Annotated in this window: 14 protein-coding genes; 9 read left to right on the top strand and 5 right to left on the bottom strand. The window is 71.9% G+C overall.

Annotated features, from left to right (window positions below):
- From RIM90_RS26050 to RIM90_RS26060, 3 genes are all read left to right on the top strand, one after another.
- On the top strand, positions 1–1020 hold a 1020-nt coding region (locus RIM90_RS26050), incomplete at its 5' end, for an acyl-CoA dehydrogenase (protein ID WP_309063192.1).
- A 96-nt stretch (positions 1021–1116) separates the two neighbouring features.
- Complete coding sequence (locus tag RIM90_RS26055; protein WP_309063193.1) at positions 1117–2418, top strand: M18 family aminopeptidase; 1302 nt, start codon at positions 1117–1119, stop codon at positions 2416–2418.
- Between the two features lie 81 nt (positions 2419–2499).
- Positions 2500–2745 carry a hypothetical protein gene (locus RIM90_RS26060; protein ID WP_309063194.1) on the top strand — a complete coding sequence of 82 codons (246 nt, stop codon included), beginning with the start codon at positions 2500–2502 and terminating at the stop codon, positions 2743–2745.
- A 341-nt stretch (positions 2746–3086) separates the two neighbouring features.
- Here the strand turns inward: RIM90_RS26060 and RIM90_RS26065 are convergent, their stop codons facing one another.
- Entirely contained in the window at positions 3087–4307 is a 1221-nt protein-coding gene (locus RIM90_RS26065; RefSeq protein ID WP_309063195.1) for an MFS transporter, read from the bottom strand.
- Positions 4308–4376: 69 nt separating this feature from the next.
- On the opposite strand from RIM90_RS26065, the gene RIM90_RS26070 reads away from it, so the two are divergent.
- The gene (locus RIM90_RS26070; RefSeq protein ID WP_309063196.1) at positions 4377–5402 is read left to right on the top strand and encodes a helix-turn-helix domain-containing protein; all 1026 of its coding nucleotides are present in this window, start codon (positions 4377–4379) and stop codon (positions 5400–5402) included.
- On the opposite strand, the gene RIM90_RS26075 is transcribed toward RIM90_RS26070, so the two are convergent.
- Entirely contained in the window at positions 5395–5799 is a 405-nt protein-coding gene (locus RIM90_RS26075) for a cupin domain-containing protein (RefSeq protein ID WP_309063197.1), read from the bottom strand. The two genes, RIM90_RS26070 and RIM90_RS26075, sit on opposite strands and share 8 nt — an antisense overlap.
- A 51-nt stretch (positions 5800–5850) precedes the next feature.
- Between RIM90_RS26075 and RIM90_RS26080 the strand changes: the two genes are divergently transcribed.
- Together RIM90_RS26080 and RIM90_RS26085 are read left to right on the top strand one after the other, a co-directional pair.
- Positions 5851–6855: a helix-turn-helix domain-containing protein gene (locus tag RIM90_RS26080; RefSeq protein WP_309063198.1), complete on the top strand. Its 1005-nt coding sequence runs from the start codon at positions 5851–5853 to the stop codon at positions 6853–6855.
- Positions 6852–7355: an LURP-one-related family protein gene (locus RIM90_RS26085; protein ID WP_309063199.1), complete on the top strand. Its 504-nt coding sequence runs from the start codon at positions 6852–6854 to the stop codon at positions 7353–7355. Before RIM90_RS26080 ends, RIM90_RS26085 begins: the two co-directional genes overlap by 4 nt.
- 64 nt (positions 7356–7419) lie before the next feature.
- On the opposite strand, the gene RIM90_RS26090 is transcribed toward RIM90_RS26085, so the two are convergent.
- Positions 7420–8214 carry a carbon-nitrogen family hydrolase gene (locus tag RIM90_RS26090; RefSeq protein ID WP_309063200.1) on the bottom strand — a complete coding sequence of 265 codons (795 nt, stop codon included), beginning with the start codon at positions 8212–8214 and terminating at the stop codon, positions 7420–7422.
- Between the two features lie 220 nt (positions 8215–8434).
- Here RIM90_RS26090 and RIM90_RS26095 point away from each other — a divergent pair, with 220 nt between their 5' ends.
- Positions 8435–9259 carry a maleylpyruvate isomerase family mycothiol-dependent enzyme gene (locus tag RIM90_RS26095; protein WP_309063201.1) on the top strand — a complete coding sequence of 275 codons (825 nt, stop codon included), beginning with the start codon at positions 8435–8437 and terminating at the stop codon, positions 9257–9259.
- Positions 9260–9375: 116 nt separating this feature from the next.
- Here the strand turns inward: RIM90_RS26095 and RIM90_RS26100 are convergent, their stop codons facing one another.
- Together RIM90_RS26100 and RIM90_RS26105 are read right to left on the bottom strand one after the other, a co-directional pair.
- Positions 9376–10686: an MFS transporter gene (locus tag RIM90_RS26100; RefSeq protein WP_309063202.1), complete on the bottom strand. Its 1311-nt coding sequence runs from the start codon at positions 10684–10686 to the stop codon at positions 9376–9378.
- Complete coding sequence (locus tag RIM90_RS26105) at positions 10683–11339, bottom strand: GntR family transcriptional regulator (protein WP_309063203.1); 657 nt, start codon at positions 11337–11339, stop codon at positions 10683–10685. The genes RIM90_RS26100 and RIM90_RS26105 overlap by 4 nt, the downstream gene beginning before the upstream one ends.
- Positions 11340–11624: 285 nt before the next feature.
- Between RIM90_RS26105 and RIM90_RS26110 the strand changes: the two genes are divergently transcribed.
- Together RIM90_RS26110 and RIM90_RS26115 are read left to right on the top strand one after the other, a co-directional pair.
- Positions 11625–12473 carry a D-alanyl-D-alanine carboxypeptidase family protein gene (locus RIM90_RS26110; RefSeq protein ID WP_375165556.1) on the top strand — a complete coding sequence of 283 codons (849 nt, stop codon included), beginning with the start codon at positions 11625–11627 and terminating at the stop codon, positions 12471–12473.
- 196 nt (positions 12474–12669) lie between these two features.
- Positions 12670–13647: a Bro-N domain-containing protein gene (locus tag RIM90_RS26115; RefSeq protein ID WP_309063205.1), complete on the top strand. Its 978-nt coding sequence runs from the start codon at positions 12670–12672 to the stop codon at positions 13645–13647.
- Positions 13648–13772 lie beyond the last annotated feature (125 nt).

Consider the following 13772-nt stretch of genomic DNA (forward strand, 5'->3'; position numbering starts at 1 on the left):
TTCGGCGACAAGCACCCCGCCAAGGGCTGGCTGATCGGCGACAAGCACGACGGCATCCGCCAGATGTTCCGCATCATCGAGTTCGCCCGCATGATGGTCGGCACGAAGGCGATCTCCACGCTGTCGACGGGCTACCTGAACGCGCTGGAGTACGCCAAGGAGCGCGTCCAGGGTCCGGATCTGGCCAACTTCATGGACAAGACCGCGCCCAAGGTCACCATCACCCACCACCCCGACGTGCGCCGCTCGCTGATGACGCAGAAGGCGTACGCGGAGGGCATGCGCGCCCTCGTCCTGCACACCGCCTCCGTCCAGGACGCGATCGCGGTCAAGGAGGCCGCGGGCGAGGACGCCTCCGCCGAGCACGCGCTGAACGACCTGCTCCTGCCGATCGTCAAGGGCTACGGCTCCGAGAAGGGCTACGAGCAGCTCGCCCAGTCGCTGCAGACCTTCGGCGGCTCCGGCTTCCTGCAGGAGTACCCGATCGAGCAGTACATCCGCGACTCCAAGATCGACACCCTGTACGAGGGCACCACGGCCATCCAGGGCCAGGACTTCTTCTTCCGGAAGATCGTCCGCAACCAGGGCGCGGCCCTGAACTCGCTCGCCGAGGACATCAAGAAGTTCCTCGCCCTCGGCACCGGCGGCGAGGAGCTGGCCGGCGCCCGCGAGCACCTGGCCAAGGCGGCCGTCGAGCTGGAGGCCATCGTCGGCCTGATGCTCACCGACCTCGCGGCCACCGAGCAGGACGTCAAGAACATCTACAAGGTGGGCCTGAACACCACCCGCCTGCTGATGGCCTCGGGTGACGTGATCGTCGGCTACCTGCTCCTGCGGGGCGCCGCGGTCGCCGCCGAGAAGCTCCAGACGGCCTCCGCCAAGGACCGGGCCTTCTACACCGGCAAGATCGCCGCGGCGAAGTTCTTCGCCGCCAACGTCCTGCCCGGCGTCACCCTGGCCCGCAAGGTCGCCGAGGGCGTCGAGCTCGACCTGATGGAACTGGACGAGGCGGCGTTCTAAGCCCCCTCCGACAGACCGCACAAGACGGCACGAGACGGCACGAGGGCCCGCTCCCGCACAGGGATGCGGGCCCTCGCCCTCGTTAAGGTGAATCCCATGAGCGCACCCTCCCGCTTCGACCGCGGACACACCGACGACCTGATGTCCTTCCTGGCGGCGAGCCCCACGCCGTACCACGCGGTGGCGAACGCCGCCGAACGGCTGGACAAGGCCGGCTTCCGGCAGGTCGCCGAGACGGACGCCTGGGACGGGACGAGCGGCGGCAAGTACGTCCTGCGCGGCGGCGCGATCGTGGCCTGGTACGTCCCCGAGGGCGCCGAGCCGCACACCCCCTTCCGTGTCGTCGGCGCGCACACCGACTCCCCCAACCTGCGGGTCAAGCCCCGTCCCGACAGCGGGGCGCACGGCTGGCGCCAGGTGGCGGTGGAGATCTACGGCGGTCCGCTGCTCAACTCCTGGCTCGACCGCGACCTGGGCCTGGCCGGCCGGCTGACCCTGCGGGACGGGTCCACCCGGCTGGTGAACGTCGACCGTCCGCTGCTGCGGGTCCCGCAGCTCGCCATCCACCTGGACCGCTCGGTGAACTCCGACGGCCTCAAGCTCGACAAGCAGCGGCACCTCCAGCCCGTCTGGGGCATGGGCGACGACGTCCGCGACGGCGACCTCATCGCCTTCCTGGAGGAGACCGCGGGCATCCCGGCGGGCGAGGTCAGCGGCTGGGACCTGATGGTCCACTCCGTGGAACCGCCGGCGTACCTGGGCCGCGACAAGGAGCTGGTGGCCGGACCGCGCATGGACAACCTGCTGTCCGTGCACGCGGGGACGGCCGCGCTGGCGGCGGTCGCCGCGAACGGCGGAGCGGGCCTGTCGTCCATCCCCGTCCTCGCCGCCTTCGACCACGAGGAGAACGGCTCCCAGTCCGACACCGGCGCCGACGGCCCGCTGCTCGGCAGCGTGCTGGAGCGCTCGGTGTTCGCGCGCGGCGGGTCGTACGAGGACCGGGCGCGCGCCTTCGCCGGCACCGTCTGCCTCTCCTCCGACACCGGTCACGCCGTCCACCCCAACTACGCGGAGCGGCACGACCCGACGCACCATCCGCGCGTCGACGGCGGCCCCATCCTCAAGGTCAACGTCAACAACCGCTACGCGACGGACGGTTCGGGCCGGGCCGTGTTCGCGGCGGCCTGCGAGAAGGCGGACGTCCCCTTCCAGTCGTTCGTCTCCAACAACTCCATGCCGTGCGGCACCACCATCGGCCCGATCACCGCGGCCCGGCACGGCATCCGGACCGTCGACATCGGCGTGGCCATCCTGTCGATGCACAGCGCGCGCGAACTGTGCGGCGCGAAGGACCCGTTCCTGCTGGCGAACGCGCTCGTGGCGTTCCTCGACGCCTAGTCAACTCCCCCGCGGCGCATGAGGACCGCCCGCCCGGGTACTCGGTGCCCACCGGAAATACCGGACAGGGAGGCGACACTCATGGGCCTCGGCGGATGCATCATCCTCATCGCCGCGGGAGCAATCCTCACGTTCGCGACCGACTGGGACATGCAGGGTGCCAACCTTGACCTGGTCGGCATCATCCTCATGATCGTCGGTCTGATCGGCGTCGCGACCTTCAGCAGCATCGCCCGGCGCAGGCGGGTCGTCGTACCGCCCGCCCAGGTCGTCGACGACACCCGGCCCCACCGCCGGGACGGCTACAGCGACGGGTACGGGGTGTGACCAAACGCCCTGCCGGGCGTCCGTCCCCGCCGGCACCGGCGGAGGACGGTCCGCGTCCCCCGCGGTGAGCCGTACGGGCACGCCCCGGTCCTGCCGGTGGACACGGCGGGCCGGGCAGGCGTGGTCCGGGTGGGCGTCGCAGGAGTCCGCCGTCGCGGACCCGGCCGCGTCCCGCGGCCACGGCGTGCACGAACCGTCGTCGTACGTCTCTCTCCACGGGAACGCCTCGGGCACCCGCACCCCGGCGGCGAACATGACCGCCCGGTCGCCCAGGTGCTCCCGGACGTGGTGGCGCGGGCCGGACGGAACCCGGCCCGCGCCCTTCCGCCGGTCGGACCCGGCTACTCCGTGGCGGCGGGTTCCGACCGGGCGCCCGGACGCGTGCCGGGGACGGTCGGCCGCCCTCCGTCGTGCCTGCCCAGCGCCGCGAGGACCAGGGTCACGGCGACCGACGCGGCCGCCATCAGCGACATCGCCGTGGCCGGGGAGGTCAGTTGGGCCAGCGTGCCCGCGAGGACGGCGCCGACGCCCTGAAGGGCGGCCATGCCGGTGACGTGCAGGCCGAGGGCCTGGCCCACCAGGTCGTCGGGGGTGAGGGACATCAGGCGTTCCTGCAGGACCAGGCTCGCGGCGAAGCCGACGGAGGCCACGGTGACGGCCACGGCCGACAGCGCCACGCCCGGCCGCAGGACGAAGAACAGGTAGGGAACCGCCAGCAGCAGGCGCAGCGGGGTCGCGAGGCGGGGGCGCAGCGCGGGCGGCACCAGGCGGCCCACCACCATGTCGCCCACGAACATGCCCAGCGCCCCGCACGCGTACAGCGTGCCGGCGGCTTCGGGGGCGTAGGAGACGTAGAGCGAATCGCCGCCGACGATCAGGCCGTTGGGGACCCACAGGCCCAGGTACGTCAGGCGGCGGGGGCGCGAGGACCACAGGAGGGCGTTGGTGCGCCAGGTCGCCGGGACGGACGGGCGGCCGAAGGAGCGCGGTGGGCGGGCCGTGAGGCCCAGGCGGGTGACGAGGGCCGACAGCAGGTACAGCGCCGCCGCGAGGAGCAGACAGGCCCGGGGGGACAGGAGCACCAGCAGGGCGCCGCCCGTCGCGAAACCGGCCATCTGCGTCAGGCCCCAGAGCATGTTGTACACCGAACGCCCCAGCACGTAGCCGTCCTTGGACAGGATCTCGTTCAGCAGCCCCCCGCGCGCTCCCCCGCCCAGCGACGCGACCAGGCCCTGCAGGAGCACGACGGCGAAGACCGCCCGGACCGGCAGGCCGGGCAGCGCCAGCACCGCCGTGCCGGCCGCGAAGGCGAGGGCGAGGCCGGTCAGGACCGCGCGCGGGGGCAGGCGGTCAGCGCCCGAGAGCAGGAACGCACCCCCCAGCAACTGCGCCAGTTGCGGGCCGAACATGCTCACCGCCGACAGGAACGGGGAGCCGGTGGCCCGGAAGACCAGCGTGCCGAGGGCCAGGCCGCCGATCGTCTGGGCCGCGGCGAAAGCGGCGAAGGAGAGCAGGAACGGGGTGAACTCCGGGGTGCGGAACAGGGAGCGGTAGCTGCGCATGCGCCGAAGTCTCGGCGCGGCCCGGGGACCGTGTTTACTGTTTCGCCGACACGCGAAAGGTCATCACGCATGGGCTTGTGGCAGATCGACACCGACACCCTCGCCCGCAGCCGGTTCGTGCTCTCGCCGTTCGCCGAGACCTTCGCGAGCCTGAAGCTGCTGCACGCGGGGACCGGCGCCCATCCGGGCGAGGAGGCCTGGCTGCGCGCGCACCTGCCCGGCTACCGTGCGCGCCTCGCGACCGACCCGGTGGCCGCGCCGCTCGTGCGGGCGGCGATCGGCACGTCCTGGATCGCCGACTTCTTCTGCCCCACCTCGTGCGAGGGGGAGAGCTTCGAGGAGACCGTGGCCCGGGTGCGGGCGGCCGGGCCCGGGGAGGCACGGGCCGACCTCCGCGTGTCCCTGCGGGGACCGCTCCCCGCCGCCCTGGAGCGGGACGACCTGCCCGAGCGGGCGACCGCGCTCCTGACCTACGTCTGGGAGGAGACCGTACGGCCGTACTGGGAGCGCCGGCGGCGCGTCCTGGAGGCCGACGTGGTCGCGCGGACCGCGCGCGTGGGCCAGGGCGGCTGGGCGGCCGTGCTGGACTCGCTGAAGCCGGGCGCGCGGTGGCTCGGGGAGAGCCGGTTCCAGGTCAACCCCCACGCGTATCCGCCGCGGGAGATCGCCGCCGGGGCCGAGCTGCTGTTCATGCCGGTGACGCCGAGGACCAGTTGGGTGTCGTGGGAGGGACGGGAGCGGTACGCCGTCGTCTACCCGTGTCTCGGGGTGCTCGCCGAGGACCACGGCCGGCGCCCCGTCCCGGCCGGGCTCGGGGCGCTCGTCGGGACCGCGCGGGCCGGAGTGCTCATGCTGCTCGGAACTCCCCTGAGCACGACCCAGCTGGTCGCCGTGACCGGGCAGGGCCTGGGGTCGGTGGGCCGGCATCTGCGGGTGCTGCTGGACGCGGGGCTGGTGGAGCGTTGGGGGAGGGCCGGGCGGTCGGTGCTGTACGTCCGGACGGCGGCCGGGGAGGTGCTCGTGGAGGCGTCGGGGGCCGTGCGCGGTGCGCGTGGCCCTGGCGGCACCCGCGGGAGGGCGGCACCGGTCAGGTGAGCGCGTGCCCCGTCGTCGCGTCCACGTGGGCCGGGACCTCGTCGTGGCGGTCGCCGACCGACAGGGTGCCGGTGGGCTCGAAGAGGAGGAGGGCGGTGGGCACGGGCGCGCAGGGCTTGTGCTCGGTGCCGCGGGGGACGGTGAAGACGGCGCCCTTGGGGAGGACGACCGTGCGCTCGCCGGACGGTTCGCGCAGGGCGATGTGCAGTTCGCCGTCGAGGACGAGGAAGAACTCGTCGGTGTGGTCGTGCGCGTGCCAGACGTGCTCGCCCTCCACCTTGGCGATGCGCACGTCGTAGTCGTTGACGGCGGTGACGATGCGCGGGCTCCACTGCTCCGTGAAGGAGGCGAGGGCCCGGTCGAGGGAGAGGGGTTCCTGTGCCTTGTCCTGTGTCATGTCCCCATCGTCGGCGGTGCGCCGGGACCGGACCAGTGCTAGAAATCGCGTATGCCGCAAGGATCCTCTCAGTCCCCGCGCTCCCACCGCGTCGCCGTGATCGTCGACGAGGGCACCAATCCGTTCGAGGTCGGCGTGGCCACCGAGCTGTTCGGGCTGCCCCGGCCCGAACTGGGGATGCCGTGCGCGCCGTACCGGGTGACGCTGTGCACGCCCACGCCCGAGGTGCCGATGAACCACGGGTTCTTCACGATGACCGGGGTGGCGGGCCTGGACGCCGTGGACGACGCCGACACCCTCGTCGTGCCGGGGCGGCCGGACAACGTCGTCCCGCGCACCGAGCCCGTCCTCGACGCGATCCGGCGGGCGCACGCCCGGGGCGCACGTGTCGTCAGCTTCTGCACCGGAACCTTCGCGCTCGCCGAGGCCGGCCTGCTGGACGGGCGGCGCGCCACGACCCACTGGATGTGGGCGGACTCCTTCCGGGAGCTGCACCCGGAGGTGCTGCTGGAGCCGGACGTGCTGTTCGTGGACGACGGGGACGTCCTCACCGCCGCGGGCAGCTCCGCCGCCCTGGACCTGGGACTGCACCTGTGGCGCCGGGACCACGGCGCGGAGACCGCCAACGCGGTCTCCCGGCGCCTGGTGTTCGCCGCGCACCGGGACGGCGGGCAGCGGCAGTTCGTGGAGCGGCCGGTCCCACCCGTGCCGGACGAGTCGCTGGGCCCGCTGCTGGCGTGGGCGCAGGAGCGGCTGGGCGAGCCGCTGACGGTGGCGGACCTCGCGGCCCGCGCGGCGGTGAGCCCGGCGACCCTGCACCGGCGGTTCCGCGCCCAGCTCGGCACGACACCGCTCGCCTGGCTGACGGGTGAGCGGGTCGCGCTGGCGTGCCGGCTCATCGAGCGGGGCGAGGAGCGGCTGGACGTGGTGGCGGCCCGCAGCGGCCTGGGGACGGCGGCGAACCTGCGGGCGCGGCTGCGGCGTGCGACGGGGCTCAGCCCGTCGGCCTACCGGCGGCGTTTCGGAACGGGGGACGGGGAAGCCCTGGTGTCATGAGATTCCTCGTACGCGACCGGATCCTCGGCATCGGTGACGACTACTGGATCGAGGACGACCGGGGCAACAAGGTGTTCCTCGTCGACGGCAAGGCCCTGCGGCTGCGGGACACCTTCGAGCTGAAGGACGCCCGGGGCCGGGTCCTCGTCGACATCCGCAAGAAGATGTTCGCCCTCCGCGACACGATGGTGATCGAGCGGGGCGGCGACCCGCTGGCGACGGTCCGGCGCAAGCGGCTGTCCCTGCTGCGCAACCACTACCGGGTGTCCCTGGCGGACGGCGGCACCGAACTCGACGTCAGCGGCAGGATCCTCGACCGGGAGTTCGCCGTCGAGTACGACGGTGAGCTGCTCGCCGTGATCTCCCGCCGTCTGCTGACCGTACGGGACACCTACGCCGTCGACGTCGTACGGGAGGACGCGGACCCGGCGCTGCTGATCGCGGTGGCGGTGTGCGTGATCCACCTGGCGGAGAAGGAACGGGAGGGACAGAAGGACTGAGGGACAGGGGGAGAGGGGGACACGGAGGGGCAGGGGACAGAGGAGGGCGCCCGCCCCCGCCGGGTCAGCGGCGCGGGCGGTCCAGGCCCAGGACGCGGTCCTTGAGGGCCGGGAAGCGCTCGCGGGTGCCCGCCACCGTCGTCGGGTCGAAGTCGACCGTGAGGACCTGCTCGCCGGGGCCCGCCTCCGCCAGGACCTCGCCCCAGGGATCGACCACGATCGAGTGACCCGCCTGCGGAACCCCCGCGTGCGTCCCGGACGTTCCGCACGCGAGGACGAACGCCTGGTTCTCCACCGCCCGGGCCCGGGCCAGCAGCGTCCAGTGGGACCGGCGGCGCTCCGGCCAGCCCGCCGGGACGACGAAGGTCTCGGCGCCGACGTCGACGAGACCGCGGAAGAGCTCGGGGAAACGGAGGTCGTAGCAGGTGGCCACGCCCAGGGTGGTGTGCGGCAGACGCACCGTCACCAGTGCGTCGCCCGCCCCCATCAGCACGGCCTCGCCCTTGTCGAAGCCGAAGCGGTGGATCTTGCGGTAGGCGGCGGCCAGGTCGCCGGAGGGGGAGAAGACGAGCGAGGTGTTGTAGAGGGTCCCCCCGGGGTCGCGTTCGGGGAGGGAGCCCGCGTGCAGCCACACGCCCGCGTCGCTCGCGGCCTTGGCCATCGCCTCGTGGGTCGGTCCGTCGAGCGGTTCGGCCTCACGCCCGAACTCCTCGTAGGCGAACGCGCCCGTGGTCCACAGCTCCGGCAGCACGACGAGATCGGCCCCGGCCTGATCCCGCACCATCCCGGCGACCCGGCGACGACGCGTTTCGACCGGTTCGCCCTCGTTCACGGCAATTTGGAGCAAGGAAGCGCGCACACTACCACCGTCCTGGCATTCGACTCGCCCACACGGGCCTACGATCGTCACACGAAAGCACTGCCGGGGTGCCTCACAGCAGCGTAACTTGGGGGTGCCCCCTGTTCGAGCGCAGCCGAGAACGTGGGGGACCTTCGAGACACCCGCCGAGTGCAGCCACCGCCCACTGGCACCGCCGCCACAACCTGCCCGTGTACCGACCGCCGAGGGGTCCCGTTCCGTGAGTCTGCATCCCACCCTCCAGCCCTACGCCGACGCCTGGACCCACTCCATCGAAGCGATATCCCAGCTGGTGCAGCCGCTCCCGGAGGCCGACTGGAACCGGCGGACGCCGTGCCCGGGATGGTCGGTCCGCGACGTGGTCTCGCACGTCATCGGCCTGGACTCCGAGATGCTCGGCGACCCGCGCCCCATCCACACGCTGCCGCGCGACCTGTTCCACGTCACCAACGACCACCAGCGCTACATGGAGATGCAGGTCGACGTGCGCCGCCACCACACGGCGCCGGAGATGACCGCCGAGCTGGAGTACATGATCATCCGTCGCAACCGGCAGCTGCGCAACGAGTCGCGCGACCCGGGCACGAAGGTCCGCGGCCCGTACGGCACGGACCTCACGCTGGAGGAGTCGATGCGCCGGCACGCCTTCGACGTGTGGGCGCACGAGCAGGACCTGCGCACCGCCCTCGGCCGTCCCGGCAACCTCGACTCCCCCGGCGCGCACGTCGCGCGTGACGTGCTGCTCGCCGAGCTGCCGCGCGTGGTGGCCGAGGACGCGCAGGCGCCGCGCAGCTCGGCCGTGGTCGTCGATGTCCACGGGCCGGTGGAGTTCCTGCGCACGATCCGCGTCGACATCCAGGGCCGCGGCACCCTGGAGACCGCCCCGGCGCTGGGCCCGGCCGCCGCCCTCAGCCTCGACTGGGAGACCTACGTCCGTCTGGCCTGCGGCCGGGTGACGCCGGAGGCGGTCGCGGACCGGGTGAAGACGGAGGGCGACCCGGACCTGACGGCGGCGATCCTGCGGCACTTCGCGGTCACGAAGTAGCCCGAGGACCGTCCACAGCCCGTCCGGCGTCCGAGGAGGAGGCCGTTCGGGCCGGAGCAAAGCCCGGGGGCGGCGGCCCCCGGAACGCCCGGAACGCCCGCACCGGCGCCGGGTGCCTACACGGGAACGTGCACCGAGGCCACCCGGCTCGCGACCAGCCGCTCCCGCTCCCTCCGGGCCGCCCGCCCCCGCAGCCGCAGGATCTGCGTGACCCCGAGCGCCTGGAGCACGAACACGGCCGAGAAGGCGACGGTGTAGTCGTCCCCGGTGGCGTCCAGCAGCACACCGACAGCGAACAGGGTGATCATCGAGGCGACGAAGCCGCCCATGTTCGTGATCCCGGACGCCGTGCCCTGCCGCTCCGGCGGATTCGCCGGGCGGGCGAAGTCGAAACCGATCATCGAGGCCGGTCCGCAGGCCCCCAGCACCGTGCACAGCACGACCAGCAGCCACATCGGCGCCGTATCGGCCGGGTAGGCCAGCGTGCCGGCCCACAGCAGCGCCGTCGCCGCCACCGTCCCGAGCGCCAGCGGCAGCCGCGCCCCGTGGTGCCGGGCGATGATCTGGCCGTAGACGAGCCCGACGGCCATGTTGGACAGCACGACCAGGGTGAGCAGCTCACCGGCCGTGGCCCGGGACAGCCCCTGTGCCTCGACGAGGAACGGCATCCCCCACAGCAGCAGGAACACCATCGCCGGGAACTGGGTGGTGAAGTGCACCCACAGCCCGAGCCGCGTCCCCGGCTCCCGCCAGGAGGCGGCGATCTGGCGTCGTACGTAGACGGCGCCCTGGTGCGGGACGGGCTCGGGTGCGTGGCCCTCGGGGTGGTCCCTGAGGAACAGCACCAGCAGCACGAACACCACGACACCGGCGAGCGCGCTGCCCGCGAACGCCGCCGTCCAGCCGATGCCGTGCAGCAGCCGGGCCAGGACCAGCGTGGAGACGAGGTTGCCCGCCATGCCGACCAGCCCCGCCATCTGCGCGACCAGCGGACCGCGCCGGGCCGGGAACCAGCGGGTGCCCAGCCGCAGCACGCTGATGAACGTCATCGCGTCCCCGCAGCCGAGCAGCACGCGCGAGGCGAGCGCCATGCCGTACGTCGGGGAGAACGCGAACCCGAGCTGCCCGGCCGTGAACAGCACGGCGCCGATGCCCAGCACCTTCTTGGTGCCGAGCCGGTCGACCAGCAGACCGACGGGTATCTGCATGCCGGCGTAGACCAGCAGTTGGAGGATGGAGAAGGTGGACAGGGCGGAGGCGCCCACGTCGAAGCGGTCGGCGGCGTCGAGGCCGGCCACGCCCAGGGACGTGCGGAAGATGACCGCGACGAAGTAGACCGAGACGCCGATCCCCCACACGGCCAGCGCGCGCCGTCCGCCCGGGGGATCACCGGGCAGGGTGCCGGCAGCCGCACCCGCGCCGCTCATCGCACCTCACCCCGGGCCAGGTGGGAGAACCAGCCGACGTGCCGGTGGACGACCCCGACGGCCGCGTCCGCGTCCCCGGAGCGCAGCGCCTGCAGGATCTCCTCGTGCTCGGCGAGGGTCTTGGCGATGCGGTCGGGGTGGGAGTGCATCACGGCGACGCCCATGCGCAGTTGGCGGTCGCGGAGCTGGTCGTAGAGGCGGGAGAGGATCTCGTTGCCGCCGCTGCGGACGATCTCGGCGTGGAAGCAGCGGTCGGTGACGGAGGCCGCGGCGAAGTCCCCGGCGGCGGCCTGCTCCTTCTGCCGGGCGAGCAGCTGCTCCAGGCGCTCGATGAGCCCGGGCGGCGCGGGCACGGCCTTCCTGGCGGCGTGCTCCTCGACGAGCAGCCGCGTCTCCACCACGTCGGCGATCTCCTGCGCGGAGACCGGCAGGACGAGGGCGCCCTTCTTCGGGTAGAGCTTGATCAGCCCTTCGACCTCCAGCCGCAGCAGCGCCTCGCGCACGGGGGTGCGCGAGACCCCGACGGCCTCGGCCAGCTCGCCCTCGGTGAGCAGCGTCCCGCCCTCGTAACGGCGGTCCAGGACGCTCTGCTTGACGTGGGCGTAGACGCGGTCGGCGGCGGGGGGCTGCTTCACGGGGGCCAGGCTGCTCATGCCGACAGGATAGATACAACACGTACGCGTGGAAGCATGCGTCCACGATGCGGACCCGGAAGCCGGGCGGACCCGGAAGTCGCGCGGAGCCGTGCGGAGCCCGGAAAAGTCGCCCCCGCCCCCCGCACAACCATCCGTGCCGCCCAGGAGTCAGACTCGTGCGGCCCCTCATGCGCGGCCGCATCTCAACTCGGCCGGCCCGCACGGCCATTCAAGGTAATCGGGGTAATCGACTTGAAGCTCGACATTCAGGGCATTCGCCTCCGCAGAGCCGTCGGCGCCGCCATGACCACCGGCGCCGTACTCGCCTCCGGGGCCCTCTACGCCGCACCCGCGCAGGCCGCCACCGCGCCCACGATCGTCGCCAAGGGCGGCTACGTGATGAACAACGCGAACGGCAAGTCGCTGTACACCAAGGCGGCGGACACGCGCCGCTCGACCGGCTCGACGACGAAGATCATGACCGCGAAGGTCGTGCTCGCGCAGAAGAACCTGAACCTGGACGCCAAGGTCACGATCCAGATGGCGTACAGCGACTACATCGTGAAGAACAACGCCTCGTCCGCGCGCCTGATCGTCGGCGACAAGGTGACCGTGCGTCAGCTGCTGTACGGGCTGATGCTGCCGTCCGGCTGCGACGCGGCCTACGCGCTCGCCGACAAGTTCGGCACGGGCACGACGCGGTCGGCCCGCGTGAAGTCGTTCATCGGCAAGATGAACGCGGAGGCGAAGAAGATGGGGCTGAAGAACACCCACTTCGACTCGTTCGACGGCATCGGCAAGGGCAAGAACTACTCCACGCCGCGCGACCTGACGAAGATCGCCAGCAGCGCGATGAAGAACTCCACGTTCCGCTCGATCGTCAAGACGAAGAAGTACACGGCGAAGACGATCACCAAGACGGGCAGCACCCGCACGATGGCGCCGTGGACCAACACGAACACGCTGCTCAACAACTACAGCGGCACGATCGGCGTGAAGACCGGCTCGGGCCCGGAGGCCAAGTACTGCCTGGTCTTCGCCGCGACGCGGAACGGCAAGACCGTCATCGGCACGGTCCTCGCCTCGTCCTCGGCCGCCCAGCGCGAGAAGGACGCGAAGAAGCTCCTGGGCTACGGCTTCGGCAAGATCTGACGCCCTTGGACCGGGAAAGGGGCCCACGGTTCCCCGTGGGCCCCTTTCACATGCCCCACACGTCCGGCCGCCATACACACCGCCATGGGCCGGCACAGCGGTTTCCGATCATCTTCGCTCGCAGTCGTGAACATCCCCGGACCGGCTGGCATATGCACTTCGCCCCGCTCTACGTTCCGCGGCGGAGGTGGTTCGCATGAACGAACCGAGCAAGCATTCCGGCTCCGCCGAACGGACCGGGGCCATCGACATCAGCGACTTCATCTACGCAGCGACCGGAGAACGGGTCCGGCGGCTGACCATGCCGAACGGAAGCCACTGGTTCCCAGCGGTGGACGTCTGCAAGTCGCTGGGGTACACCACCCCCCGCAAGGCGCTCCTCGACCATGTTCCGGAGGACCACCGAGACAATCTCGAGACAGTGACTGGAAGTCACGGTCTCAGCGTTCCCGCAGGTCGGAGCTGGCGCCGAGACCTTCAACTCATCGATCTGCAAGGTCTGATTCTGCTCGTCAACGCCTGCACCAAGCCGGCCTGCGCGCCCTTCAAGCAATGGGTCGCCGAAGTCATCGAGACCGTGCAGCGTGAGGGTTCCTACTCTCTCGACAAGGCCGAGGTACAGCCCGCCGGGCCAGGCGCCCCCCTCGCCTACGCCATGCCGGAGCAGGTCGCCGAGGCCATCGTCCGACTGGAGGCGCACAACCTTCAGCTGGATGAGGAGTTGGCCAACGGGCCGCGCGAATCGATCGCGTTGCAAAGGGAGACGTTGGCCATGCAGCGGGAGGTGCTGGCCGCGCAACAGGCCACCCTCGCCGTGCAACAGGCCATGGTCCGGGCGATGGAGCGCATCGCGGACCGGTTCGACAACCTCGCCCTCGAACGTCGGGCACCCCGGGGCCACCTCACCACGCCGCCCACCACGGAGTCGGTGCTGACCGCTTGGCGGCAGCGGCTGTCCGTGACCGAGGACGTGTGGGCGGTGGCCGTGGTGATCGCCCCGGTGCTCGTCGAAAAGGGTGAGCTGCGCGAGCCGCTGGAGTCGATCGCCACCCGTACGGGGCTTTCCGTGCGTCGCGTCAACGAATGCCTCCGGCTGCTGCGCAAGCACGCCTGCATTCGCTCGCGGGGCGGAGCCGAGAACGGGGCTCCGGTGTACGTGCTCCATCAGATCTGAGTCCGGGCACAGCGGGAGGGACGCCTCAACCTCAACTTGTGGCGTCCCTCCCGTCATGAGCCTATTCGGTTCGCGGCCCTCACGCCCAGGCCGAGACGATCACCAAGACGGACGGCACGCGGACG

Origin of the sequence: Streptomyces sp., from assembly GCF_031181555.1 — a bacterium.
GTDB lineage: Bacteria > Actinomycetota > Actinomycetes > Streptomycetales > Streptomycetaceae > Streptomyces > Streptomyces fimbriatus.

Excerpts from the sequence above, each read along its gene's own strand:
- RIM90_RS26065 (WP_309063195.1), bottom strand. The coding sequence starts at position 4,307 with ATGCGCAGCTACCGCTCCCTGTTCCGCACCCCGGAGTTCACCCCGTTC.
- RIM90_RS26115 (WP_309063205.1), top strand. The coding sequence starts at position 12,670 with ATGAACGAACCGAGCAAGCATTCCGGCTCCGCCGAACGGACCGGGGCC.
- RIM90_RS26080 (WP_309063198.1), top strand. The coding sequence starts at position 5,851 with ATGCCGCAAGGATCCTCTCAGTCCCCGCGCTCCCACCGCGTCGCCGTG.
- RIM90_RS26100 (WP_309063202.1), bottom strand. The coding sequence starts at position 10,686 with ATGAGCGGCGCGGGTGCGGCTGCCGGCACCCTGCCCGGTGATCCCCCG.
- RIM90_RS26070 (WP_309063196.1), top strand. The coding sequence starts at position 4,377 with ATGGGCTTGTGGCAGATCGACACCGACACCCTCGCCCGCAGCCGGTTC.
- RIM90_RS26060 (WP_309063194.1), top strand. The coding sequence starts at position 2,500 with ATGGGCCTCGGCGGATGCATCATCCTCATCGCCGCGGGAGCAATCCTC.
- RIM90_RS26085 (WP_309063199.1), top strand. The coding sequence starts at position 6,852 with ATGAGATTCCTCGTACGCGACCGGATCCTCGGCATCGGTGACGACTAC.
- RIM90_RS26075 (WP_309063197.1), bottom strand. The coding sequence starts at position 5,799 with ATGACACAGGACAAGGCACAGGAACCCCTCTCCCTCGACCGGGCCCTC.
- RIM90_RS26105 (WP_309063203.1), bottom strand. The coding sequence starts at position 11,339 with ATGAGCAGCCTGGCCCCCGTGAAGCAGCCCCCCGCCGCCGACCGCGTC.
- RIM90_RS26110 (WP_375165556.1), top strand. The coding sequence starts at position 11,625 with ATGACCACCGGCGCCGTACTCGCCTCCGGGGCCCTCTACGCCGCACCC.
- RIM90_RS26055 (WP_309063193.1), top strand. The coding sequence starts at position 1,117 with ATGAGCGCACCCTCCCGCTTCGACCGCGGACACACCGACGACCTGATG.